This window comes from Streptomyces sp. NPDC025618 (genome assembly GCF_055558795.1).
Genome location: NZ_JBVHLW010000004.1, coordinates 73969 through 97220 on the forward strand (window position 1 = coordinate 73969; position 23252 = coordinate 97220).

General features: G+C 72.7%; 16 protein-coding genes. 3 read left to right on the forward strand and 13 right to left on the reverse strand.

Annotated features, from left to right (window positions below; all coding sequences use genetic code 11):
- Positions 1-14: 14 nt before the first annotated feature.
- Both ACZ4A5_RS05880 and ACZ4A5_RS05885 read right to left on the reverse strand, forming a co-directional pair.
- Positions 15-1022: a hypothetical protein gene (locus ACZ4A5_RS05880; RefSeq protein WP_467578828.1), complete on the reverse strand. Its 1008-nt coding sequence runs from the start codon at positions 1020-1022 to the stop codon at positions 15-17.
- A 296-nt stretch (positions 1023-1318) separates the two neighbouring features.
- A complete protein-coding gene (locus ACZ4A5_RS05885; protein WP_467578830.1) occupies positions 1319-2638 on the reverse strand; it encodes an MFS transporter in 1320 nt (439 codons plus the stop codon).
- 203 nt (positions 2639-2841) lie between these two features.
- On the opposite strand from ACZ4A5_RS05885, the gene ACZ4A5_RS05890 reads away from it, so the two are divergent.
- The gene (locus ACZ4A5_RS05890; RefSeq protein ID WP_467578832.1) at positions 2842-3870 is read left to right on the forward strand and encodes a GlxA family transcriptional regulator; all 1029 of its coding nucleotides are present in this window, start codon (positions 2842-2844) and stop codon (positions 3868-3870) included.
- Between the two features lie 45 nt (positions 3871-3915).
- Here ACZ4A5_RS05890 and ACZ4A5_RS05895 read toward each other — a convergent pair whose 3' ends face one another.
- The 4 genes from ACZ4A5_RS05895 to ACZ4A5_RS05910 form a co-directional block, all read right to left on the reverse strand.
- Positions 3916-4986 carry an alcohol dehydrogenase catalytic domain-containing protein gene (locus ACZ4A5_RS05895; protein ID WP_467578834.1) on the reverse strand — a complete coding sequence of 357 codons (1071 nt, stop codon included), beginning with the start codon at positions 4984-4986 and terminating at the stop codon, positions 3916-3918.
- A gap of 48 nt (positions 4987-5034) precedes the next feature.
- Positions 5035-6498, reverse strand: coding sequence for an aldehyde dehydrogenase family protein (locus ACZ4A5_RS05900; protein WP_467578836.1), 1464 nt, complete (start codon positions 6496-6498; stop codon positions 5035-5037).
- Positions 6495-7655: an acyl-CoA dehydrogenase family protein gene (locus ACZ4A5_RS05905; RefSeq protein WP_467578838.1), complete on the reverse strand. Its 1161-nt coding sequence runs from the start codon at positions 7653-7655 to the stop codon at positions 6495-6497. The genes ACZ4A5_RS05900 and ACZ4A5_RS05905 overlap by 4 nt, the downstream gene beginning before the upstream one ends.
- A gap of 120 nt (positions 7656-7775) precedes the next feature.
- Positions 7776-8687 (reverse strand): SDR family oxidoreductase, encoded by a 912-nt coding sequence (locus ACZ4A5_RS05910; protein WP_467578840.1) that lies wholly within the window; start codon positions 8685-8687, stop codon positions 7776-7778.
- Positions 8688-8785: 98 nt separating this feature from the next.
- Between ACZ4A5_RS05910 and ACZ4A5_RS05915 the strand changes: the two genes are divergently transcribed.
- Positions 8786-9712 (forward strand): cyclase family protein, encoded by a 927-nt coding sequence (locus ACZ4A5_RS05915; RefSeq protein WP_467578842.1) that lies wholly within the window; start codon positions 8786-8788, stop codon positions 9710-9712.
- Positions 9713-10102: 390 nt separating this feature from the next.
- On the opposite strand, the gene ACZ4A5_RS05920 is transcribed toward ACZ4A5_RS05915, so the two are convergent.
- The 4 genes from ACZ4A5_RS05920 to ACZ4A5_RS05935 all read right to left on the reverse strand — a co-directional run bounded on the left by ACZ4A5_RS05920 (position 10103) and on the right by ACZ4A5_RS05935 (position 14489).
- A complete protein-coding gene (locus ACZ4A5_RS05920) occupies positions 10103-10579 on the reverse strand; it encodes an ATP-binding protein (protein ID WP_361527614.1) in 477 nt (158 codons plus the stop codon).
- 413 nt (positions 10580-10992) lie between these two features.
- On the reverse strand, positions 10993-12093 hold the full coding sequence (locus tag ACZ4A5_RS05925; protein WP_467578845.1) for an acyl-CoA dehydrogenase family protein: 1101 nt from the start codon (positions 12091-12093) through the stop codon (positions 10993-10995).
- 2 nt (positions 12094-12095) lie between these two features.
- Positions 12096-13265 (reverse strand): acyl-CoA dehydrogenase, encoded by a 1170-nt coding sequence (locus tag ACZ4A5_RS05930; RefSeq protein ID WP_467578847.1) that lies wholly within the window; start codon positions 13263-13265, stop codon positions 12096-12098.
- Positions 13266-13271: 6 nt separating this feature from the next.
- Positions 13272-14489: an amidohydrolase family protein gene (locus ACZ4A5_RS05935; protein WP_467578849.1), complete on the reverse strand. Its 1218-nt coding sequence runs from the start codon at positions 14487-14489 to the stop codon at positions 13272-13274.
- 111 nt (positions 14490-14600) lie between these two features.
- On the opposite strand from ACZ4A5_RS05935, the gene ACZ4A5_RS05940 reads away from it, so the two are divergent.
- Entirely contained in the window at positions 14601-16175 is a 1575-nt protein-coding gene (locus ACZ4A5_RS05940) for a class I adenylate-forming enzyme family protein (RefSeq protein WP_467578852.1), read from the forward strand.
- Between the two features lies 1 nt (position 16176).
- Here the strand turns inward: ACZ4A5_RS05940 and ACZ4A5_RS05945 are convergent, their stop codons facing one another.
- The 3 genes from ACZ4A5_RS05945 to ACZ4A5_RS05955 form a co-directional block, all read right to left on the reverse strand.
- Entirely contained in the window at positions 16177-18759 is a 2583-nt protein-coding gene (locus tag ACZ4A5_RS05945; protein WP_467578854.1) for a protein kinase, read from the reverse strand.
- A 282-nt stretch (positions 18760-19041) separates the two neighbouring features.
- The gene (locus tag ACZ4A5_RS05950) at positions 19042-20889 is read right to left on the reverse strand and encodes a serine/threonine-protein kinase (RefSeq protein WP_467578856.1); all 1848 of its coding nucleotides are present in this window, start codon (positions 20887-20889) and stop codon (positions 19042-19044) included.
- A 436-nt stretch (positions 20890-21325) separates the two neighbouring features.
- Positions 21326-23032, reverse strand: coding sequence for a glycerol-3-phosphate dehydrogenase/oxidase (locus ACZ4A5_RS05955; protein ID WP_467578858.1), 1707 nt, complete (start codon positions 23030-23032; stop codon positions 21326-21328).
- Positions 23033-23252: the final 220 nt, after the last annotated feature.

Consider the following 23252-nt stretch of genomic DNA (forward strand, 5'->3'; position numbering starts at 1 on the left):
GGCGCCCAGCCGGGCTACTTCTTGTGCCCGGCCACCTTCGTCAGCACATAGCGCTTGCCGGAGCCGGGCTTGCCGATCTCGTGGTAGATCCGCGGCTTCTTCTGCGTGCCGCCGACGCTCCAGTCGCGGCTGAGCTCGCAGGACTTGATGCGCAGGACCACGCTTTCGATCTTGCCGTTCTCCCGGAGAGGCTTCCAGTTCCCCGAGCCGTCGCAGTCCTTCGGCCGGTCCTTGCCCGTCTCGTCCCAGACGTAGTTGTCGAGCCCCTGAGCGACGGCACCGCCGTCCGAGTCGAACTTGACCGTGCCGCCGTGGCCGTCGGTCCAGGTGCCGGCCAGGTCCGACTTGTGCAGCTGCGGCGGCTCGTACACCTTCACCAGGCCGGTGCCGTAGACCCCCGCGCCCACCACGGCGACCGCCAGCCACGCGAGTGCCCCGTCGCGCGCGATCCTGCGGACCAGGCCCCTGGGGCGGCCCTTGCGGACGCGCCGGCCGGCGACAGCCGCGACGAAGGCGGCGGGCAGCAGCCCGGCGGTGAGACAGGCCCACCACAGGACGTAGGACAGCGCGGGGGCGAACGCGTGGCTGCCGAGCGCCGCCACACCCCCGAACGCGATCACCAGCAGGGCCGCCACCACCGGCACCGCGGCGAGATCCAGGCGCAGGCGCTCGGCCCTGCCCATGCGCCGTGCCACGCGCCGCGCGAGCCCCAGCGCGGGCATCACCGCGACGCCCGTGACGAAACCGCTGACGAGGACGGCGAAGAACGCGATGCCGAGGACCGCCGCGATGATCACGGCCACGTTGTGCGGCAGCCCGTCGTGCTCGCGCGAGAGCATCACCAGGACGGCGACCGTCCCGCCGATCACCGCCTCCGCGCACAGACCGGCCATCGACGCGCAGAACGCCGCGCCGAATCCGTCCGCGTGCACCGCGCGCTTCGGCGCGCGAGCGGACCGCTCGGGTGCCGCTGCCACCTCTGCCTCGGCCGGCTTGGCGTCCGGCTCGGCCTGCTGTGTCATAACCGCCCCTCTCCCCAAGAAAGATTCCCCCAGAGGCCGGGAGGTTGCTTCCGCGCACAGACCGTGACCAGCACTGCCCTCCGGACTGCCGGCTCGCACCGGCGAGGAGGCTCATACGCACACCGCGTCGGCACGCGCCGCGGCGGACCATTCTTACCGATTGCCCGCCTTGACCGGAATGAGGCCCGACGCGGCCGCACTCTTCCGGAGGGCCGGAAAGTCTTCGACAGACACGAGCCAACAACACCTCGCGGCCGTGACCGGCGCAAGACCGCGGACACGGATCGCAAGAGGGATCACACAGCGGGGGCGGCCGCCGGGACGCGGGACGGCCTCCTCCGGATGACCAGAGCCATCAACGCGGCCACCGCGCACAGTGCTCCGGAGGCGTACCAGACGAGGTCGTACGAGCCGAGGGCGTCGCGGGCCACACCGCCCAGGAACGCGACCAGGGCGGCACCCACCTGGTGGGAGGCGAGCACCCAGCCGAAGACGATCGCGCTGTCGTCCCCGTAGTGCTCGCGGCACAGGGCGATGGTCGGCGGCACGGTGGCCACCCAGTCGAGCCCGTAGAAGACGATGAAGAAGACCATCGGGAGGTGCACCGCCGGGGCCATCAGCATCGGCAGGAACATCAGCGAGACCCCCCGCAGCCCGTAGTAGACGGCGAGCAGCCTGCGCGCCTCGAACCGGTCGGTGAACCAGCCGGAGGCGATCGTCCCGACGACATCGAAGACACCGACCACCGCGAGCAGCCCGGCGGCCGCCGTGACCGGCATCCCGTGATCGTGGGCGGCGGGCACGAAGTGCGTCTTGACCAGTCCGTTCGTGGACGCGCCGCAGATCGCGAAGGTGCCGGCGAGCAGCCAGAAGGGACCGGTGCGGGCCGCCTTCACCAGAGCGCGCACCGCACGCCGGGCCGCACCGGAGACGGGCGCGGGTTTCGGCGTGTACTCCGGCGCCCCGTAGGCGGCGAGGCCGACGTCCGCCGGGTGGTCGCGCAGCAGCAGCCAGACGAAGGGGACGACGGCGAGCGCGGCGGCGGCTACGATCAGCGCCGCGGGCCGCCAGTCGTGGTGTTCGACGATCCAGGAGAGCAGCGGGAGGAAGACCAACTGCCCGGAGGCGCCCGCGGCGGTGAGGATGCCGGTGACCAGGCCGCGCCGGGCGACGAACCACCGGTTCGTGACGGTCGCCGCGAAAGCGAGAGCCATCGAGCCGCTGCCGAGGCCGACGAGCACACCCCAGCACAGGACGAGCTGCCAGCTCTTTGTCATGAAGACGGTCAGCCCCGCGCCCGCCGCGATCACGGTCAGGGCGCAGGCGACGACCCTGCGGATGCCGAAGCGGTCCATGAGAGCCGCGGCGAAGGGCGCGGTGAGCCCGTAGAGGGCGAGGTTGACGGAGGCGGCGAAGCCGATGGTGCCGCGTGACCAGCCGAACTCCGCGTGCAGCGGTTCGATCAGCAGGCCGGGCAGGGAGGCGAACCCGGCAGCTCCGATGATGGTCACGAAGGTGACGAGGGCGACGAACCAGGCGCGGTGGATCCGGGCCCGCCGCTCGCCGCGCGGCGAGCGCTCCGCCGCACGGGCGGGGCGAGGAGTTGTCTGGGTCACGTCATCAGCATCGGGAGCATACTGGAGACGAACGAGTGGCCGGAAGGACAGTATTCGCAAGGATCGGGCCACGGTGGTCCGGTAGGCCGCAGGTCTGCGGCAGCCTTGTGGAAGGCGGGCCGGGGATTGTCAGTGGCCGGCCGCAGACTGGTCGGAGCAGGGCGGGAGCCCGCCCGGGAAGGACGTGGGGGGACGCTATGGACATGCCGCAGACCACCGAAGCCGGGCGTACGGTCCGCCGCCCGGGCCGACGGCCGCACCGCGTCGCGGTGCTCGCCCTGACGGGCGTCATCCCCTTCGAGCTCTCCATCCCGTACCGCATCTTCGGCAAGGCGAGGACGCCGTCCGGCGAGCCGCTGTACGAGGTGGTGACGTGCGCGCTCGCACCGGGCCCCGTGCGGACCGACGCCGACTTCTCCATCACCGTCGAGCGCGGCCCGGAGGCTCTCGCGGAGGCCGACACCGTCGTCATCCCCGCGTCGTACGAGCCCGGCCTCCCCTACACCGAGGGCAGACTCGAGGACGCCCAGGCCGCCGCCCTCGCGCACATACGCCCGGGCACACGCCTGGTGTCCATCTGCACCGGGTCGTTCATCCTGGCGGCCGCCGGTCTCCTCGACGGGCGGCCGGCCACCACCCACTGGAGCAGCACCGATCACTTCCAGCGGCTGTTCCCGTCGGTCCGGGTGGACGCCAACGTGCTGTTCGTCGACGACGGCGATCTGCTGACCTCCGCGGGGGTGGCCTCCGGCATCGACCTGTGCCTGCACATCGTGCGGCGCGACCACGGGTCCGCGGTGGCCAACGAGGTGGCCCGGCGCAGCGTGGTGCCTCCGCACCGCGACGGCGGCCAGGCGCAGTACATCCACCGGCCCGTGCCGGAGCCGCAGTTCGCGACGACCACGGCGGCGCGCGCGTGGGCACTGGGGCGGCTGCACGAGCCCATCCAGCTGCGCGACATGGCCGAGCAGGAGGCGATGAGCGTACGGACCTTCACGCGCCGCTTCCGGGAGGAGGTCGGGATCAGCCCCGGGCAGTGGCTGACCCAGCAGCGGGTGGAGCGGGCTCGGCACCTGCTGGAGGACAGCGACCTCTCCGTGGACCAGGTGGCGCGCGACGCGGGATTCGGCACGGCGGCGTCCATGCGGCAGCATCTCCAGGCCGCGCTGGGTGTGTCGCCGACGGCGTACCGGCGTACGTTCCGGACGGCACCGGAGGCCTCCCACCGCTGATCCGTCTCCGGTCCCGCTGCCCGCCCGGCGGTGGCGCGACAGCGGTCAGGTGAAGGTCAGTACGGCGCGTGCCACCCGTCCGCCCAGGGTGTCGTCGACGGCCTTCGCGAAGCCCTCGACCGGGTAGGCCGCGGTGACCAGTTCGTCCAGCAGGAGACGGCCTTCGGCGTACAGCCGGGCGTAGAGGGCGATGTCGCGCTGCGGACGGGACGAGCCGTAACGGCAGCCCAGTATCGACTTGTCCAGATAGAGGGACGAGACGGGGAAGGACGCCTCGGCGGTCGCGGGCGGCACCCCGAGCAGCACCGCCTGACCGTGCCGGTCGAGGAGACCGACCGCCTCCCGTACGAGGCCCACGTCCCCGACGCATTCGAAGGCGTGGTCCGCGCCGCTGGGCAGGATCGCGCGCACGGCCCCCCGGATGCCGTCGGTGGCGGAGGCATCGACGAAGTGCGTGGCCCCGAACTGCCGGGCCGCGCCCTCCTTCCCGGGGTTCGCGTCGATCGCGACGACGACCGAGGCCCCGGCGACGCGCGCTCCCTGGAGGACGTTCAGCCCGACGCCGCCCGCTCCGATGACGACGACGGAATCGCCCTGGCGGACCCGGGCCCGGTTGAGGACCGCGCCCACACCGGTCACGACGGCGCACCCGATGACGGCCGCCGAGGCCGGCGGCACGTCGGAGGGGATCCTGACCGCCTGGACCGCCTTGACGACCGTCCGCTCGGCGAAGGCGGAGCAGGACGCGAACTGGTAGAGCTTGCCCCCGCGCCGGGCGAAGGGCCTGCCGGGCATGCCGATCGAGCTGCGGCACATGGTCGGGCGGCCGCGGTCGCACTCGGCGCACGCGCCGCAGTTGGCGAGGGTGGAGAGCGCGACGTGATCGCCGCGCGCCACGTGGGTGACCCCGACGCCGACCTCTTCCACCACTCCCGCCCCCTCGTGCCCGAGCACCGCCGGGACGGGGTAGGGGATGGTGCCGTCGATGACGGACAGATCGCTGTGGCAGAGGCCGGCGGCGGACACGGCGACGAGCACCTCGCCGGGCCCCGGCCCGCGGACGACGAGGCCGTCGACGACCCGGGCACGCTCGCCGTCGAAGATGACACCTCTCATGGCTGGTCCGTCCTCTCGGCGGCTGGGATGCGGGGCGGGCTGGGCGGCTCAGGCGGGCCAGACGACGGACTGGAGTTCGCTGTACGCGTCCAGCCCGAAGGAGCCGCCGTCCCGGCCGACCCCGCTCTCCTTGAAGCCGCCGAACGGTGTCTCGGGGTGCCGTTGGAGCGTGTTGATCCCGACGTTGCCGCAGCGCAGGCGGGCGGCGAGGGCCCAGGAGCGGCCGGTGTCGGCGCTGAAGACGTAGTCGTAGAGGCCGTACGAGGTGCCGTTGGCGATGTGGACGGCCTCGTCCTCGTCCTCGAAGGGAAGGGCCACGACGACGGGCCCGAACAACTCCTCGCGGGCGACGGTCATGTCCGGGGTGGCGTCCGTGATCAAGGTGGGTGCGACGTAGAAGCCCCGGTCGAGGCCGGGGCGGGCGCCGCCCACCGCGACGCGGGCACCTTGCGCGCGGGCTCCGGCGATGTACGCCTCGACGCGGTCGCGCTGCGCGGCGGAGATCAACGGGCCCACGATCGTGGAGTTATCCACAGGGCTCCCGATCTTCAGCGCCCGCGCGTAATGTGAGAGGCCGGTGACGGCCTTCTCGTACGACGACCGGTGGACGAGCACCCGGGTCGGCGCCGTGCAGATCTGCCCGCTGTGGAACGACCAGACCGAACCGACCGCCCCGATCGCCGACTTGAGCACGTTGTCGTCGGCATCCTCCAGGACGATGGCCGCGCCCTTGCCGCCCAGCTCCATCAGGGTGCGCTTCATCGACCTCCCCGCGGCTTCGGCGATCTTCTTTCCGACAGCGGTGGAGCCGGTGAAGCTGACCATGTCGACACCGGGATGGGCTACGAGCGCCTCGCCCGTGGCGGGGTGCGAGCCGGTGACGACGTTGAAGACGCCGTCCGGAAGGCCCGCCTCCTTGAGGATCGGCCCCAGCGCGAGACAGCAGAGTGGGTCCTGCGGCGCCGGCTTGGCGACGACCGCGTTCCCCATGGCCAGGGCGGGCGCGACCTTGCCCGCGAGATTGACGACCGGGAAGTTGTAGGAGGTGATGCAGCAGACGACGCCCACGGGGCGCCGGACCGCGGCGGCGCCCAGCAGGCCGCCCGGAGCCAGTGGGGTCCCCTTGACGGGGCAGGGCGCGAGCGGGACGACACCCGGCTCGAGCGCGCCCCGCGCGTAACGGCGGAACCGGTCGACCGCCGGGGGCAGTTGCAAGGCCGTCGCGACGCGGACCGTCGCGCCCGTCTCCGCCTGGAGGAGAGGTATCAGTTCCTTCGCACGTTCATCGAGCAGTTCCGCTGTCCGGTCCAGAACGGCCGCGCGCTCGCGCGGATCCGTACGGGACCAGCCGTCCTGAGCGGCCCGCGCGGCGGCCACGGCATCGGCGACTTCGGCGGGAGTCGCCTCCGGGGCCTCCCCGACGACCTCTTCGGTCGCCGGATTGACAACTGCATAGTGCCCTTTTTCCGGCGTGCGCCATGCGCCGTCGATCCACAGTCCGTACGCCGTCATGGACGCGGCTCCTTCGGCAGGCCGAGCACGCGCTCGGCGATGACGGTGCGCTGGATCTCGTCCGACCCGCCGTAGATGGTGTCGGCACGCGAGAAGAGGAACAGGCGTTGCAGAGAGTCGAGTTCATAAGGTTGATCGGCATCCCAGGCGCCCGGTCCCAGGGTGGCGGCCGGGCCACGGATCGCCATCGCCAGTTCGCCGAGTTCCTGGTGCCAGCGGCCCCACAGGAGTTTCGCGACGCAGGGGGCCCCGGGGTCGCCGGACGACCCCAGGGTGCGCAGGGCGTTCCAGCGCATGGTCTGCAACCGGGCCCAGTGCCGTACGATCCGGTCGCGCGTGACCGGATCCGCTGCGGCACCCGTCTCCAGGGCGAGGCGGATGAGTTCGTCCAGCTCGGCGGCGAAGCCGATCTGCTGGGCGAGGGTGGACAGCCCGCGCTCCCGGCCGAGGAGGTCCATCGCGACCGGCCAGCCGTTGCCCTCCCCGCCGACGAGGTCTTCGGCACGGGCCTCGGCCCCGTCGAAGAACACCTCGTTGAAGTGGGCGGCCCCCGACATGTCGCGGATCGGGCGGACCTCGATCCGGCCGGGCTGGTCCATCGGCATGAGCAGCAGGGAGAGTCCGTGGTGCCGCCGCGCCCCTTCGGTGGTGCGAGCCAGCAGGAAGCACCAGTCCGCTTCATGGGCGTGGGAGGTCCAGGTCTTCTGTCCGGTGACGCGGTAGGTCCCGCCCGCGCCGGTGAGGACGGCGGACGTGCGGAGGGCGGCGAGGTCCGAGCCGGCGCCGGGCTCGCTGTAGCCCTGGCACCAGATGGCTTCCCCCCGGGCGATGGCGGGCAGGAACCGGCCGCGCTGGGCGGGGGTGCCGTGGGCGAGGAGCGTGGGGGCGAGGAGGTTCTCGCCCATGTGGCCGAGGCGGGCGGGCGCCCCTGCCCGCGCGTACTCCTCGGCCCAGACGACCTGTCCGGTCAGGCCGGCGGTGCGGTTGCCGTAGGCGCCGTGAGAGGTGTCCCAGGCAAGGCCGATCCAGCCGCCGGTCCCGAGTTCACGCTCCCAGGCCCGGGGCGAGGGGGCCGGGTGGGATGCGAGGTGTCCGGCGAGCCAGCCGCGCGCCTCTTCCCGGAAGGCTTGGTCCTCCGGCCCGAATGCGAAGTCCACACTCTGTCCTCTCCCTGCGGCGCCCTGCCGCGCTCACTCGGCGCGAGGACGATGGGTGACCGCGATCTATGGCGCCCCTGGGGCGGCCATACCCTGGGGGCACACGCCCCCGGCACGCGGTCAGGCGTTGGGTCGCTCATGGGCGGCAGCAGCTTTGGCCATCGCCTCCAGCCTCGCGAGCAGCGGCATCGGGTCGGTGCCGACGGTGCCGGGGAGGTGGTCCGCGATCTTCTGCGGGGTCCAGGCGCCGTCGGCGTACGCGGCGCGCAGTTCGCGCGGCTGGGCCCAGACCGCGATCTTGGGACCGGCCACGGTGTAGACCTGTCCGGTGATGCCGTGCTCGCGCGCCCGGTCGCTGAGGAGGTAGACCACCATGGTGGCGACGTCCTCGGGTTCGCCGATCTCGGTCAGCTCCATCGGCACCCCGGCGGACATCCGCGTACGGGCCACGGGGGCCACGCAGTTGGCGGTGACGCCGTATTTGTGCAGCCCCAGGGCGGCGCTGCGGACGAGCGAGATGATGCCGCCCTTGGCGGCGGAGTAGTTGGCCTGCGCCACGCTGCCCTGATGGTTGCCGCTGGTGAAGCCGACGAGCGCGCCGTGCCCTTGGCGGCGCATGAGCGCGGAGGCGGCGCGGAAGACGGTGAAGGTCCCCTTGAGGTGGGTGGCGATGACCGGGTCCCACTCCTCCTCGCTCATATTGAAGAGCATCCGTTCCCGGAGGATGCCCGCGGCGCACACGGCTCCGTCGAGCCGGCCGTAACGGGCCACCGCGGTCTCGACGACCCTCTGGCCGCCCGCCATGGTCGACACGTCGTCCGCGAGCGCGATCGCCCGGCCGCCCGCCGCCTCGATCTCCTTGACCACCGCGGCGGCGACCTCGCTCGCCGGTTCCGCGCCGTCGACGGACACGCCGTAGTCGTTGACGACCACGCTCGCTCCTTCGGCCGCGCAGGCCAGGGCGACCGCACGGCCGATGCCACGGCCGGCGCCGGTGACGGCGATCACCTTGCCGGTCAGGAAGTCACCCATGCGGCACCCCTTCCGCGTTTCTGACGGACCGTTAGATTTTTGAGCAGAGCGGGCCCGGACACAAGACCCGGCGGGGCCCGGATCTGGGGAGGGGACGCATGTCTTTGCCGGCGGAGTTCTACGACATGGCCAAGCGCGTCAACAACTGGGGCCGTTGGGGCAGAGAGGACGAGATCGGGACCCTCAACCTGATCACGAACGAGGTCGTCCGCGACGCCGTGTCGACAGTGCGCACGGGCCGCCGCATCCCGCTGGCCGTGCCGCTGCGGCAGGAGGGGATCCAGACCGGACTGATCCCCGGCAGGGTCAACCCCCTGCACACGATGGTCTCGATCAACCTGGAGCTGTTCGGCGCAGGCGCCGTCGCCAGCAGCGACGACGCCGTGACCATGGGCCTTCAGGCGGGGACACACTGGGACGGGCTCGCCCACATCTCGCACGGCGGCAAGATCTACAACGGCCGCCCGGCGAGCTCGATCACGGCTCATGGGGGCGCGGCGTACCACGGCATCGAGAAGGTCCGGCACATCGTCTCGCGCGGGGTCCTGCTCGACGTCGCCCGCGCCCACGGAGTCGAGCGGCTCGCCGCCGGGCACGCCGTCGGCCCGGAGGATCTGAACGCCGCGGAGGAACTCGCGGAGATCAGGGTGCGGGCGGGGGACGTCGTGCTGGTGCGGACGGGGCAGATCCAGATGTATCTGGCGGGCTCCCGGCGGGCGTACGGCCATCCGTCACCCGGACTGTCGTTCCGCACACCCGAGTGGTTCCACGCCCGGGATGTCGCGGCGGTCGCCAACGACACCCTGACCTTCGAGATCATCCCGCCGGAGATCGCCGGGCTCTGGCTTCCGGTGCACGCGCTCGACCTCGTGGAGATGGGGATGCCGCAGGGGCAGAGCTGGAACCTGGAGGAACTGTCGCGGGCATGCGCGGAAGAGGGGCGCTACGCCTTCCTGCTCACCGCGACGCCGGAGCCCTTCACGGGCGGGACCGGTTCGCCGGTCGCTCCGGTCGCGATCCTCTGACTGACGCGATCCTCAGACTGACGCGACCCTCTGACTGACGCGACCGTCTGACGGCCGGGTCGGCTTCGCCTCGGCCCGGCCGGGCCATTTTCCCCCGGCTGGAGCAACCGCAGGAGGCCCGCAGGAGCGATCACCGGGGCGACTCCGGGGAACTCACCCTCGCCCGCGAAGAAGTGGGCGGGCGGCGGCGCACCGATGCGCACCCCGAGCACGGCACCGCACGCCGCCGCCGGCTCCGGCGCGCAAGCCCTGTTTGCGCCGGACCGCGACCCGTACTCGCCAAGCAGCCCAGTACGAACGGGCCCCTCGACGTCCCCTCGCAACGAATCGCTGCGTCCAAGGGTGATCACGTGGACACTTCACGTCAACACCTGGTCTGGACTTTGTCGACTAAGCCCGATTTGTGACGGCGCGTGGCGACTCGAAAGCGCCGACCCAGGGGGCCCGCCCCCGGTCGACCTCGCACCAGATGCGCTTGCCCGCACCCTCGGGCTGCCAGCCCCAGCGGTCGGCGAGGCCGTCCACCAGCTCCAGACCCCGGCCGCCCGTGTCGTCGCCCTCGGCGCGTCGCGGGCGGGGCGGGCGGGCGCTGATGTCCGCGACCTCCACGCGGACGGTGCCCGCACAGAGCCCGGCCTGGCCGGAGGTGTCGGCGGCGTCCGGGAAGAGCATGCGCAGCACGGCCGGACAGCCGGTGTGCACCACGGCGTTGGTGACGAGCTCCGAGATGAGCAGGATCAGCGTCTCCGCCAGGGGCTCATCGACGCCTATGCCGGAGCCGGCCAGTCGCGACCTCGCCCACCTGCGGGCCCGTCCCACCTCCGCGGGATCGGCCCGGACTTCCATCTGCATCTGAAGCACCTGCACCGCTCACACCATCCGAACCGGCGGACACAACGCCTCGCGTCTCCGTGGGGTCACGGAACGTGACCCCGCTCCGAGACAGCATGGTTGACGCACAGTCACCTCAACAAGCGCTTCGGGCATATTCCGGCGCAAAGGAGTATGTGTACTGCATACTGTGCGACGCGCGCTGCGAAGACTCGAACATCGGAGGGCCGCAGGCCCCGTTCCGAGACGAGCGCCGGACATTTTCCCGCCCGGCGTTGCCGCGTGGACAACACCCGACTTGTTGCGCCCCTGAACCACTCGCATCCAAGGGAGAGTACCCGAGGGCGGGACCGACTCCACCCAGTGACGAGTAACGCACAGGACACAGCCTGATATCGGCGTTCTGCGAGCCGTTAGTTATGACATGACCGGCATTCCGCCCATGCCGATTAAGCCTGGACATTTTCCTCACCCAGGGTGTCCCACCAAACATCTGGCGCATTTTCTCGGGCGGCGTCCATCAACAGTTCATTCGCAAGGAATTCCTCCGATTCTTCGGTCGACTGCCACTGGCAGGCTCTTACCCAGGCGCGTTTGAGATGCAGATGAATGTCGGCTTCCCATGTGAAGCCCAGGCCACCGTGCACTTGCAGACAGTCACGGGCGTTGCGGATAGCAGCACTGTCCGCAAGCAGCTTCGCGCCCATGATCTCGGCCTGGGCCTCCGTCAATGACGCGGCGTAGACGCCCGCGCGAGCGAGGTCGGTGCGTACGAGCATCTGGGCACACAGGTGCTGCACCGCCTGGAAGGAACCGACCGGGCGGCCGAACTGGGTGCGGTGGCGCGCGTGGGAGACGGCGAGCGCGAGGGTGGCGCGGGCGCTGCCGAGTTGCTGCGCGGCCGTCAGCAGTGCCGCCTCACAGCGCAGCCGTGCGACATCGGCCGCCGGGCCAAGGGCGGCCGTGCGGGCGGGAGATGGCAGTTCCCGTACCCGGTGCAGGGGGGTGAGCGGATCGACGGAGCGGAAGGGGGCGGCCGCCAGGGCGCGCGGGCCCCTACCGCCCGCCACGGGCAGCAGCCGGGCGGTGTCGCCGGTGAGCAGCAGTACGGCGTCGGCGGACGCGAGGTGGGCGGTGACGCCGGAGCCGTCCAGGGCGGTGACGACCCGGGTGCCGTCGGCCGCGCCGGGCACGAGGCCGGCGGCCAGTTGGGTGGCGGCCAGGGGGCCGGGCAGCAGGGCTCGCCCCGCTTCCTCGAAGAGGAGTACGGCTTCCGGGAGTCCGAGGCCCGCCCCGCCGTCCTCCTCGGGCAACCGCAGCGCGAAGAAGCCGGCCTCCCCGAGCGCCGCCCACAGCCGCCGGTCCACGGCAGGCTCCGCTGCCCCATGAGCCCCCGGGGCCCCGGCGTCCTCGTCGGCCCCCAGCGCCTCACTCCGGCCGTGTGGAGCGTCCACTTCGGCCCGCAGCCTCTCGCGCGGGTACCGGGCCGCCAGGAGCGTGCGCATTCCCGCCTGGAGGGCGCGCTGGTCGTCGGTCAGCCGGAAGTCCATGGTCACCGCGCCTTCGGCAGGCCGAGGACGCGCTCGGCGACGATGTTCCGCTGGATCTGGGAGGTGCCCGCGGCGATCGTGTAGGAGAGCGAGGAGAGCCGGTCGGCGGTCCACGCCTGGTCGGCGTCCAGGGACTGCGGGCCCAGGACGGATGCCGCGGCCTCGTACAGCTCCTGGCGCGCTTCGGAGTAGCGCAGCTTGAAGACCGAACCGGTCTCGCCCGGCACGCCGCTGCCGCCGGTGCGTGCCGCGTGGTCCGCCTCGCTCACGTTCCACTGGATGAGCCGCCACAGGGCCGCGAACTCGGCGTTGAGCCGCCCCAGGCGGCGGCGGAGCACGGCGTCGTCCCAGCGGCCGTTCGCGCGGGCCGTGCGGGCGAGCCGGGTGAGGGTGCGGCGGCAGGCGATGACCTCGCCCGCGAAGGCGGTGCCGCGCTCGAAGGCGAGGGTGACCATGGTGACGCGCCAGCCGTCGTTCTCCGCGCCGACCCGGTTGGCGACCGGCACCCGCACCCCGTCGAGGAAGACCTCGGCGAATTCGTCGGACCCGGCGAGGGTCCGCAGGGGCCGTACGGTCACGCCGGGCGCGTCCATCGGCAGGGCGAGCCAGCTGATGCCCCGGTGCCGGGGTGCCGAAGGGTCGGTACGGACGAGCAGTTCGCACCAGTCGGCGACCTCGGCGTGCGAGGTCCAGATCTTGCTGCCAGTGACGACGTAGGAGTCACCGTCGCGGACGGCGCGGGTGCGCAGGGCGGCGAGGTCGGAGCCTGCCTCGGGCTCCGAGAAGCCCTGACACCAGATCTCCTCGCCGCGCAGGATGGGCGGGAGCCACCGGGCCCGCTGCGCGGCGTCGCCCTCCGCGGCGATGGTGGGTCCCGCGTGCAGCAGACCGACGAAGTTGGCGCCCACATAGGGCGCGCCGGCCCGCTCCGTCTCCTCCAGGAAGATCAGGTGCTGTGTGGGGGAGGCGCCGCGGCCACCGGCCTCGGAAGGCCAGTGCAGTCCCGCGTATCCGGCGTCGTACAGGGCGCGTTGCCAGGCGCAGTCGTGGGCGCGCCGCGCGGGCCAGTCGGTGGCCGGCGGCCGCGGCGGCAGTTTCGGCAGCGTTTCGCGCAGCCATGCGCGCAGCCGGTGCCGGAATGCCTCCTCCTCCGCTGTGGCGCCGATGTCCACCGCGCCTCACCTGCCCGGCCGGTCGAGGTCGAGGCCGAGCATGCGGATGGCGTTGCCGCGCATCAGTTTGTGGACGGTCTCCTCGTCCAGACCGCGGACGTGGTCGAGCGCGACGTCCTTGGTGTGCGGGAAGGTGGAGTCGACATGGGGGTAGTCGGTCTCGAAGGTGGCGTTGTCGCGGCCCACCTCATCGAGTGACGCGATGCCGTGTTTGTCGCGGAAGAAGCAACAGAAGACCTGTCGGTAGTAATAGCTGGAGGGCGGTTCGGGGATCAGGTCGCGCACTCCGCCCCAGGCGCGGTGTTCCCGCCAGACGTCGTCCGCGCGCTCCAGGGCGTACGGGATCCAGCCCATCTGCCCCTCGCTGTAGGCGAGTTTGAGGCGCGGGAAGCGCACCAGTACGCCGCTGAAGAGGAAGTCGGCCAGCGAGGCCATGGCGTTGTTGAAGGACAGGGTCGCCTGCACCGCGACCGGGGCGTCCGGCGATGCGGCGGGCATCTGCGAGGACGACCCGATGTGCATGTTGACGACGGTGTCCGTCTCCTGGCAGGCGGCGAAGAAGGGGTCCCAGTAGCCGGAGTGGATGCTGGGCAGGCCCAGGTGGGTGGGGATCTCGCTGAAGGTCACCGCGCGCACGCCCCGGGCGGCGTTGCGGTGGATCTCGGTGACGGCGAGGGAGACGTCCCACAGGGGGATGAGGCAGAGCGGGATGAGCCGGCCGCCGCTGTCGCCGCACCACTCCTCGACCATCCAGTCGTTGTAGGCCCGCACGCAGGCGAGCGCGACCTCCTTGTCATGGGCCTCCGCGAAGGTCTGGCCGCAGAAGCGGGGGAAGGTCGGGAAGCACAGGGACGCCTCCACGTGATTGAGGTCCATGTCCTTGAGGCGCTCCGCCGGGTCGAAGCAGCCGGGGCGCATCTCCCCGCGGGTGATGCCCTCCAGGGTCATGTCGTCGCGTTCGAAGCCGACGGCGGCGATGTTGCGCTTGTACGGGAAGGCGAGGTCCTCGTAGACCCACCAGTCGGCGGGCCGGCCGTCGGGGTCCATGGAGACGGTGTACTTGCCGCCCTTGTAGACGAGTTCGCCGATGCCGGTGGTGAGCGGGCGGGGGCCGCGGTCGTGGAAGCGGGCGGGGAGCCAGGAGGCGAAGAGGTGGGCCGGTTCGATCACATGGTCGTCGACGCTGACGATGCGGGGCAGTTCCACGGCGGCCCTCCAGCTCATCTGACGCTCCGTCAGAAATGAGGCTAGCCTCCCCTCCATGGACCGACAAGGCGTGGCGCCCCGCGCTTCGCGCCACGCCCGCCGCCGGAGCGGCCGACACTGGGAGCCCCCATGACCGGTACCGATGACGACCTCGCCGCCTCCCGCACCCTGTGGGAGCTGCTCGCGCGCCGCGCTGCCCGCACCCCCGACGCCACCGCGCTCGTCCAGGCCGACGACCCCGGCCCCACGGGCGCCGACCGGCGGCTGTCCTTCGGCGCGCTGCGGGAGCGGACGGAGCGCACGGCGGCCGGGCTGTACGAGCTCGGGGTGCGCCCCGGCGACCGGGTCGCCTGGCAGCTGCCCACGCGCATCGAAACCGTCGTGCTGACCTTCGCCCTGGCCCGCCTCGGCGCCGTGCAGTCGCCCCTCATCCCCTTCCACCGCGACCGCGAGACCGGTCACGCGCTACGCGCCGTCGAGGCGGCCTTCTTCGCGATCCCCGGCACCTGGCGGGGCTACGACCACGCGGCCATGGCCTCCCGGCTGGCGCGACGGATGCCCACGCCGCCGCTGGTGTTCACCGCCTACGACGCCCTCCCGCAAGGGGATCCGGCGGTCCTCCCGCCACCGCCCGCCGACGGCGACACCGTCCGCTGGGTCTACTGGACCTCCGGCACGACCGCCGAACCCAAGGGCGCCCTGCACACCGACCGCGGCCTGATCGCCGCCGGCGCCTGCCTCGCCCGCGCCCTCCGCCCCAGCCCGGCGGACACCGGCTCGATGGCCTTCCCCTACGCGCACGTCGCCGGCCCCGACTACACCGTGATGATGCTGCTGTGCGGCTTCCCCGCCATCCTCCTGGAGCACTTCGCGCTCCCCGCCGCGCTGGACGCCTACCGCCGCCACGGCGTCACGATCGCGGGCGGCTCCACCGCCTTCTACGCGATGTTCCTCGCCGAGCAGCGCAAGGAACCGGGCCGCCGGATCCTCCCCACGCTCCGCCTGATGGCGGGAGGCGGAGCGCCCAAGCCGCCCGCGCTGTACCACGACGTCGTCCGCGAGCTGGGCTGCCGGCTGACACACGGCTACGGCATGACCGAAGCCCCAATGATCACCATGGGGGACCCGGACGACACCCCGGAGAACCTCGCCACCACGGAGGGCCGCCCGGCCACGGGGATGGAGATCCGGGTCACCGGCGCCGACGGGCTGCCCGTCCCGCCGGGTGTGGACGGGGACGTACGGCTGCGCGGCGAGGCCGTCTGCCGCGGCTACCTCGATCCGGCGCAGACCGCCGAGGCGTTCGACGCGGACGGCTTCCTCCGCACCGGCGACCGCGGCCACCTCACGGCCACCGGGCACCTCGTGCTCACCGGACGCGCCAAGGACGTCATCATTCGCAAGGGCGAGAACATCTCCGCCCGCGAGATCGAGCGGCTCCTCCAGGAACACCCCGCCGTCGAGGACGTCGCCGTGATCGGACTCCCCGACCCGGCGCGCGGGGAGCGCGTCTGCGCCGTCGTCCGGCAGGCCACCGGGAGCACGCCCCTCACCCTCGCCGGCATCGTCGCCCACCTGCGGAGCGCGGGCCTGGCCGTGCACAAACTCCCCGAGCGGCTGGAGCTGGTCGACGAGCTGCCGCGCGACGCCACCCTCGGCAAGGTCCTCAAGCAGCGGCTGCGCGAGCGCTTCTCCGAGGACTGACTCACCGGGTCCGGTAGGTGGCGGTGGCCTGGTCGAAGTAGCCGTCGACCGTGCGCTGTTCGTCCGCCGGGCCGATCACCTGGAGCACGTGATAGCGGCCGCCGAGGATCATCGCGGAGTTGCGCACATAGACCTGCCGACCGCTGCTGTCGTTCCAGTTGAACGTGCCCTCCGCCGACGCCCGCTGCCCGACGTCGATACGGCGCAGCCCGGAGGCGCCCGCCCAGGAGGACGAGCGGTAGGCGCCGAGCTCCGGCTCCTTGTCCTGCTGATAGGCCATGGGGTCGCTGCCGAACTCGGCGACCTTGTCCCGGCCGGGTACGACCAGCAGTTGGCAGTCGCCGCCGAAATAAACCACCTGGCCCCGGTCGTTCTCACCGCGCCGCTGCCAGTCCTTGGCCACCGCCACGGTGAAGCCCTTGGGGTCCTGCCGCAGGGTGAAGCCCTTGGCGAGCCCCTCGCTCTCGGGGATCACGTCGTCCGAACCCGCCGCGGCCTGGCCCACCTTGCCGGTGGCGGGGGCACTCGGGACCCCGGAGGACGTGCCCGTGTGCTCCGTCGGCGCCTTCCCCTCGCTCTTGTCGGCCCCCGGCATCAGCAGCATGGCGTACAGCACCACCCCGACCAGCAACAGCAGGATCAGCCCCAGGAGTAACCGCCCGAGGCTGAGCGGGCTGCGCCGTACGCGCTGCTCCTGGAGGTGCCCGGTGGTGTGCGCCCGGGCGCGCGGCTGGAGTTGGTCCTTGGCGCTCTTCTTGTGCCGCCCGTGCGCGGGAGAGGCCGCGTCCACGGCCGCGGCCGGACGGCCGCGCCTGCGGCGCACGAGTTCGCCCTTGCGCCGTATGACCGGCAGCCGGTGCTGGTCGGCGGGGACTCCCGGCCCGATCGAGGGCACCGTGACGGTGCGGCTGCCGATGTCGGGCTCTGGCGCCGAGCGGATGAGGGACCGCAGCCACCCGCGCAGCTCCTCGAACTCCGGCCGCTCGGCGGGGTCCTTGCGCATGAGGGACTCGACCACGGGCCGCAGCGCGCCGCACTCCTCGGCGTACGCGGGCGGTTCCACGCAGACGAGCTGGAGGAGGTCGGCCGTGCTGTTCTCGGGGTACGGCGCGTGGCCCTGCACCACGCGGAAGAGCAGCGCGCCCAGGGCCCACAGGTCGGCCGCGGGGCCGACCGGAGGGGCGAGCTGCCAGTTCTCCTGCACCGGCCACGCCTGCTCGGGCGACCAGCGCTCGGTGACAGCTCCGACCACCACCATCCGTGCCTGCCGGGCCCGTTCGGCCGCGTGCGCGCTCCCCGCCGGACCGGCGCCGCCCCATCCGGCAGGGTCGGCCCCCGGGCCCTCGTCGCCGTCGGCCGGGGAGACCGGGTCGGCCAGGGAGTGCGGGTCGGCTGGAAAGTGCGGGAAAGAGTCCTGCGCGGGAGGGGCCGCCGCCGGCTCCGGACCGGGGACGCGGGGCGTGCCAGGGCCCGGGCGGGGCGACGGCGCACGGCCGGCGGGAGCGGGCGCGGGAGCCGTGCCGCTGGCCGCGCTGCCACCGCCCCAGGTGGAGGTCCCGGCCGGGCTGTGCGCGGCGCTCTCCGCGGCCGCCCGCGCGGCCGCGGCCCGGGCCCCCGCGCGGTACGCGGCGATGGCTCCGGCCCGCGCCGCCCGCGGGTCCTGCGGCACATGCCCGGACGCGCCTCCCCCGAGCCCGCCGGGCGCTGTGTCGCCGGGCGGAAGGAATCCGCCCGCGGCGCCCTGATCGCGATACGCGGGCCTGCCCTGCGCGGGGCCCGGGGCGCCCGGTCCCGGCACCCGGCCGCCGCCGGAGGCACCGTACGCCGACGGCCCGCCCGGCGCGGCGGGGCCGCCGGGAAGGCCGCCACCCCTCGGTGCGGCCCCCGGGCGCGGCGACACCCGGCCGCCATCTGGCGCCCCCGCCGATCTCGGCCGAACAGCACCACCCGGCCGCGCCACCGCGTCCGTCCCCGCACCCGAAGCCGGGCCGCCCGGCACCGGGTCGTAGCCGCACAGGGCCTCTTCCGCCGCGCCCGCCGCCAGGCCGGTGAGGAGGGCGCGGCCGTCGTCGCAGATGAGGACCGTGCGGGTGGTGATGTTGCGGTGGGTCCAGCCGTGGGCGTGCAGGGCGCGCAGGGCGGTGAGGACGTCGGCGGCGACCTCGGCGGCGCGGTGCGGGGAGAGAGCGCGCTCGGCGAGGAGCGCGGCGAGCGGGCGGGCGGAGACGAGCTCGCTGACGATCCACAGGCTGCCCCCCTCCGCGAAGACGTGGAAGACCTGGTCGAGCCTGGGGTGGTCGGGGACCTGCGCGGCGGCGCTCGCGGCCGCGAGCGCGCGGCGCACCGCCGGGTCACCGGAGCCCAGCCGGGCGGCGGCCTCCCCGCGCGCGGATCCGGCGCCGTGCGCCCGCTCGCCCTCGACGACCTCGGCCTCCACGACCTCCGGCAACGGGATCTGCCGGACGAGGACTTCCTGGCCGCTATAGGTGTCGAAGGCGCGGGTCTCCACGAGCTCGAACACATCGGACGGTGGCAGCGGCAGGCGATAGCGGTCGGCGAGCACCCGTCCCGCGTAATCGTCCACGACGCCTCCCCACGCGCGTGATCCGCACCGTCGCCCCATTGACGGCCGAGCGGCCGTCAACACCGGTCAAGTTGCTGCCTATTGTGGTTGCGTACCGTCCACGACGACTCACGATACGTGCCCAACCCACCCCTTCGGGGCCGTACGGCTCAGTACGTCGCCGCGTACGCCGTCACGTTCCGCCCCACGGGCCCGCGGAGCGGACCGCACTCCCTCAGGTCACGTGCTCACCAGCGACCGGAGCGGGCTCCGGGCCCCTCAGCCCGCGGATCAGCCCTCGGGTCAGTCCTCGGGCGTGAACGTCCTGAAGGCCATGTCGCGCAGGGAGCGGCATTCCACGCCGTTCCACTTGGCCTTCTCGCACGTGATCATGATGGCGTAGCCGTGCTCGTCGTCCACCTTGAACCCGCGGTTGAGGACCTGGACGCGCTTGCCGTCCTGGTCGCGCTCGAAGGACCAGTCGGCCACGGTGGGATAGTCATGGCCGTTCCAGGAGTGGACGTCCTTGATGCCGAGGCCCTTGTAGTTCCTCATGCTGTGCTTGGCGCCGGACTCCGCCTCGCGCCACGCCTTGGCGGCGTCCGCCTGCGGTTCGGGCCCGAAGTCGACCTGCAGCCGGGGGAAGCCGCCGTCGGCGCTGTAGACGGCCCCGGAGTGGTCGCCCGCCGTGCCGGTCTGCTTCCAGCCCTTGGGCATGTCGATCTCGAACTCGTACGCGTCGTTCTCGACCCGCCCGAAGCCGGACTTGGCACCACCGGGAGCCTGCCGGTCCACGGCGCCCGGGAGTTCGCCCGTCGCCGACGCGGCGGCGGACTTGACGGGCTTGCCGCTCTTGGCGCCCTTGTCCCCGCCGCCGTTCCCGTCGTTGCCCACCGCGAAGGCGAGCACCGTCCCGACCACGGCGAGCACGACCACGACCGCCACGATGACCAGCGTGCGGCGCGGCACGACCTCCAGGACCGAGGCCCGCTCCCACGTCACCCGCTGCAGCCCGCCCGTGCGGGGCGCGCCGTCGTGGGAGACCCGCGCGGCGACACCGGCGTCACCCGCGACGGCGGGCTTCGCCGCCGGCGTCTTCGGCGAACCGCCGGAAGCGGCGACACCGGCCTTCTTCAAGGACGGCTTCAAGGACGGCTTCAGCGACGGCTTGCCCGAGGGCCTCGCCGTCGCCTTCTCCCCCGGCCGGGCCGCGGCGGACCGCGCCGCCGGCTCGGGGATCGCCGGGATGGCGATCGCCTGCGTCGCGTCCAGCTCGGGCCCCGGCTCCGGCGGCGCCGGCAGCCGCTCGTCCGGGGCGTTGACCGCGCCGTTCAGCAGCGCCCGGGCACCGGCCTCGTCCAGCCGCTTCTCGGGGTCCTTGGCGAGCAGCCCGTACATGACCTCCGCCAGCGGTCCCGCGTTCCGGGGCGGGCCCAGCGGCTCGGTCATCACGGCGGTGAGGGTCGCTATGGCCGAACCCTTGTCGTACGGAGGGACGCCCTCGACGGCCGCGTACAGCAGGCCGCCCAGGGACCACAGGTCCGCCGGAGGGCCGGGCTTCTGGCCGCGCGCCCGCTCCGGGGATATGTACGAGGGCGCGCCGACCAGCATTCCCGTCGAGGTGACCGAGGGGTCGCCCTCGACCTGCGCGATGCCGAAGTCGGTGAGCACCACGCGGCCCTCGTCCGCGATCAGCACGTTGGACGGCTTCACGTCGCGGTGCAGGATGCCCTGGCGGTGCGCGGCGCCGAGCACGTCCAGGACGGCCAGCCCGACCTCCGCGGCGCGCCGCCACTTCAGCGGCCCGTCCTCACGGATGACGTCGGCGAGCGACCGGCCCTCGATGAGCTCCATGACGATCCACGGCCGGTCGTCCTCGTGCACCACGTCGTAGACGGTGACGGCGCCCGCGCTGCGGATGCGGGCGATGGCCTTGGCCTCGCGCAGCGTGCGCGTGATCAGGCGGCGCTTCTCGTCCTCGTCGATGTTGGCCGGGAACCGCAGTTCCTTCACCGCGACCGTGCGCCCCAGGGTCTCGTCGGTCGCCCGCCAGACCGTGCCCATGCCGCCGCGCCCGAGGACGTCCCCGAGGCGGTACCGCCCGGCCAGGAGGCGCCCTGCCGTGCCCTGCGTCTGCTCCGCCTCCGACATGCGTCCCCTCTGGCAATCAGCTCTGCGACCAACCCACCCTGGCAGAGCCACCATTGTCTCTCATCCGCGGACCGGTGGAAGGCCAGGGTCCACGGGCCCCCGGATGATGGCCGCATGCCGACACCCCGGCGCCACCGCGCGCCGCGCCTCGGCCACCGCCGCGCGGACCCTGCCTGACCTGCGCTGTCACGGCACGGGTGCTGACGGTGGCACAGCGGTGGGCCACGCGGACCGGTCTCTCCTGAGGGACCTGCTTTCGGCCGGAGCGGTTCCCGGACCGGCCGAGCTGTCACAGGATGCTCATGGGTGCCCTGTTAACACCGTGTATGTAGGCATCCGCAGGCGACACTCCCTCAGTTATCGCGTCAACAACGACACTCCTGACTCACCCACACGAAGACGATCGCTTCCGCGCGGACCGGCCCCCGGTCGCGTCTCAGATCGGCTGTACGTCCGGTGCTCCCAGCCGTGCCGCGTCGGCCGTCAGGTCGTCGGGCTGCAACTGCGATTCGCGCTCCGCCTCGACCCTCTTCTCGTAGCGCTCGATCTCCTTCTCGACCTGCGTGTGGTCCCAGCCCAGCACGGGCGCCATCAGCTCGGCGGCCTCGCGCGCGGTGCGGGTGCCGCGGTCGAAGGTCTCGATGGAGATGCGCGTACGGCGCGTCAGGACGTCGTCCAGGTGGCGCGCGCCCTCGTGCGAGGCGGCGTAGACGACCTCCGCCCGGAGATAGTCGTCGGCCCCGGTGAGCGGGTCGCCCAGGGTCGGGTCGGACGTGACGAGGTCCAGCACCTCGTCCACCATCGAGCCGTAGCGGTTGAGCAGGTGCTCGACGCGCGCCACATGCAGTCCGGTGCGCCGGGCGAGCTGCGCGCGGCCGTTCCACAGCGCGCGGTAGCCCTCGGCACCCACCAGCGGCACGTCCTCCGTGACGCAGTCGGCCACCCTCTGCGCGAGCCCGTGCACCGCCTCGTCCACGGCGTCCTTGGCCATGACCCGGTAGGTCGTGTACTTCCCGCCCGCGACGACCACCAGCCCCGGCACCGGGTGGGCCACGGTGTGCTCGCGGGAGAGCTTGCTGGTCGCGTCCGACTCCCCCGCCAGCAGCGGGCGCAGCCCCGCGTAGACGCCCTGCACGTCGTCACGCGTGAGGGGCACCGCGAGCACGGAGTTGACGTGCTCCAGCAGATAGTCGATGTCGGCGCTGGACGCCGCCGGGTGTGCCTTGTCCAGGTCCCAGTCGGTGTCGGTCGTGCCGATGATCCAGTGCCGGCCCCAGGGGATCACGAAGAGGACGCTCTTCTCCGTCCGCAGGATCAGGCCCGAGCTGGAGTGGATGCGGTCCTTCGGCACGACCAGATGGATGCCCTTGGACGCCCGTACGTGGAACTGGCCGCGCTCGGCGATCAGCTTCTGGGTGTCGTCCGTCCACACGCCCGTGGCGTTGACGATCTGCCGGGCCCTGATCTCGAACTCGCCGCCCTGCTCCAGGTCGTGCACCCGGGCGCCGACGACCCGCTCGCCCTCGCGCAGGAACCCCACCACGCGCGCCCGGTTGGCCACATCGGCGCCGTAGGCCGCCGCCGTGCGCACGAGGGTGGTGACGTAGCGGGCGTCGTCCATCTGCGCGTCGTAATACTGCAGCGCGCCGACCAGGGCGTCCTTCCGCAGGCACGGTGCGACCCGCAGCGCGCGCTTGCGGGTGAGGTGACGGTGGGTGGGCAGGCCGCGGCCATGGCCCGAGGAGACGGACATCGCGTCGTAGAGGGCGACACCCGAACCCGCGTAGAAGCGCTCCCAGCCGCGGTGCTGGAGGGGATAGAGGAAGGGGACGGGCTTGACCAGGTGCGGCGCGAGGCGCTGCAGCAGCAGCCCGCGCTCCTTGAGCGCCTCACGCACGAGCGCGAAGTCGAGCATCTCCAGATAGCGCAGGCCGCCGTGGATGAGCTTGCTGGAGCGGCTGGAGGTGCCCGCCGCCCAGTCGCGCGCCTCGACGAGCCCGGTCGACAGGCCGCGGGTCGCCGCGTCCAGCGCGGTGCCCGCGCCGACGACTCCGGCTCCGACCACCAGGATGTCCAGTTCCCGCTCCGCCATACGGGCGAGCGCCTCACCGCGCTCGACCGGCCCGAGTGTCGCTGTCCTCACTGCTGCCTCCCGCTCGACCGCTGTCACTGCCGTTCACTTCAGCCGCGCTTCCGTCCGGGCCGCGGCCGTCCGTCAAGCCTCTGATCCGCCTGTGCCCCTGCCGTCCGGAGGGCCCGCCGTGGGGAGCGGACACCCGCTCTCCTTCGATGCTGCCCCAGATCGCCCGCTTCGGCCGGGCCGGAAGCACCCGGGTGCGAGCCACGACGCCGCAATCCCTCAT

Bases quoted from the DNA above. Each gene is read 5' to 3' on its own strand.
- ACZ4A5_RS05900 (WP_467578836.1), bottom strand. From the start codon at position 6,498: ATGACGGCGTACGGACTGTGGATCGACGGCGCATGGCGCACGCCGGAA.
- ACZ4A5_RS05890 (WP_467578832.1), top strand. From the start codon at position 2,842: ATGCCGCAGACCACCGAAGCCGGGCGTACGGTCCGCCGCCCGGGCCGA.
- ACZ4A5_RS05935 (WP_467578849.1), bottom strand. From the start codon at position 14,489: ATGAGCTGGAGGGCCGCCGTGGAACTGCCCCGCATCGTCAGCGTCGAC.
- ACZ4A5_RS05915 (WP_467578842.1), top strand. From the start codon at position 8,786: ATGTCTTTGCCGGCGGAGTTCTACGACATGGCCAAGCGCGTCAACAAC.
- ACZ4A5_RS05950 (WP_467578856.1), bottom strand. From the start codon at position 20,889: ATGTCGGAGGCGGAGCAGACGCAGGGCACGGCAGGGCGCCTCCTGGCC.
- ACZ4A5_RS05880 (WP_467578828.1), bottom strand. From the start codon at position 1,022: ATGACACAGCAGGCCGAGCCGGACGCCAAGCCGGCCGAGGCAGAGGTG.
- ACZ4A5_RS05910 (WP_467578840.1), bottom strand. From the start codon at position 8,687: ATGGGTGACTTCCTGACCGGCAAGGTGATCGCCGTCACCGGCGCCGGC.
- ACZ4A5_RS05940 (WP_467578852.1), top strand. From the start codon at position 14,601: ATGACCGGTACCGATGACGACCTCGCCGCCTCCCGCACCCTGTGGGAG.
- ACZ4A5_RS05895 (WP_467578834.1), bottom strand. From the start codon at position 4,986: ATGAGAGGTGTCATCTTCGACGGCGAGCGTGCCCGGGTCGTCGACGGC.
- ACZ4A5_RS05925 (WP_467578845.1), bottom strand. From the start codon at position 12,093: ATGGACTTCCGGCTGACCGACGACCAGCGCGCCCTCCAGGCGGGAATG.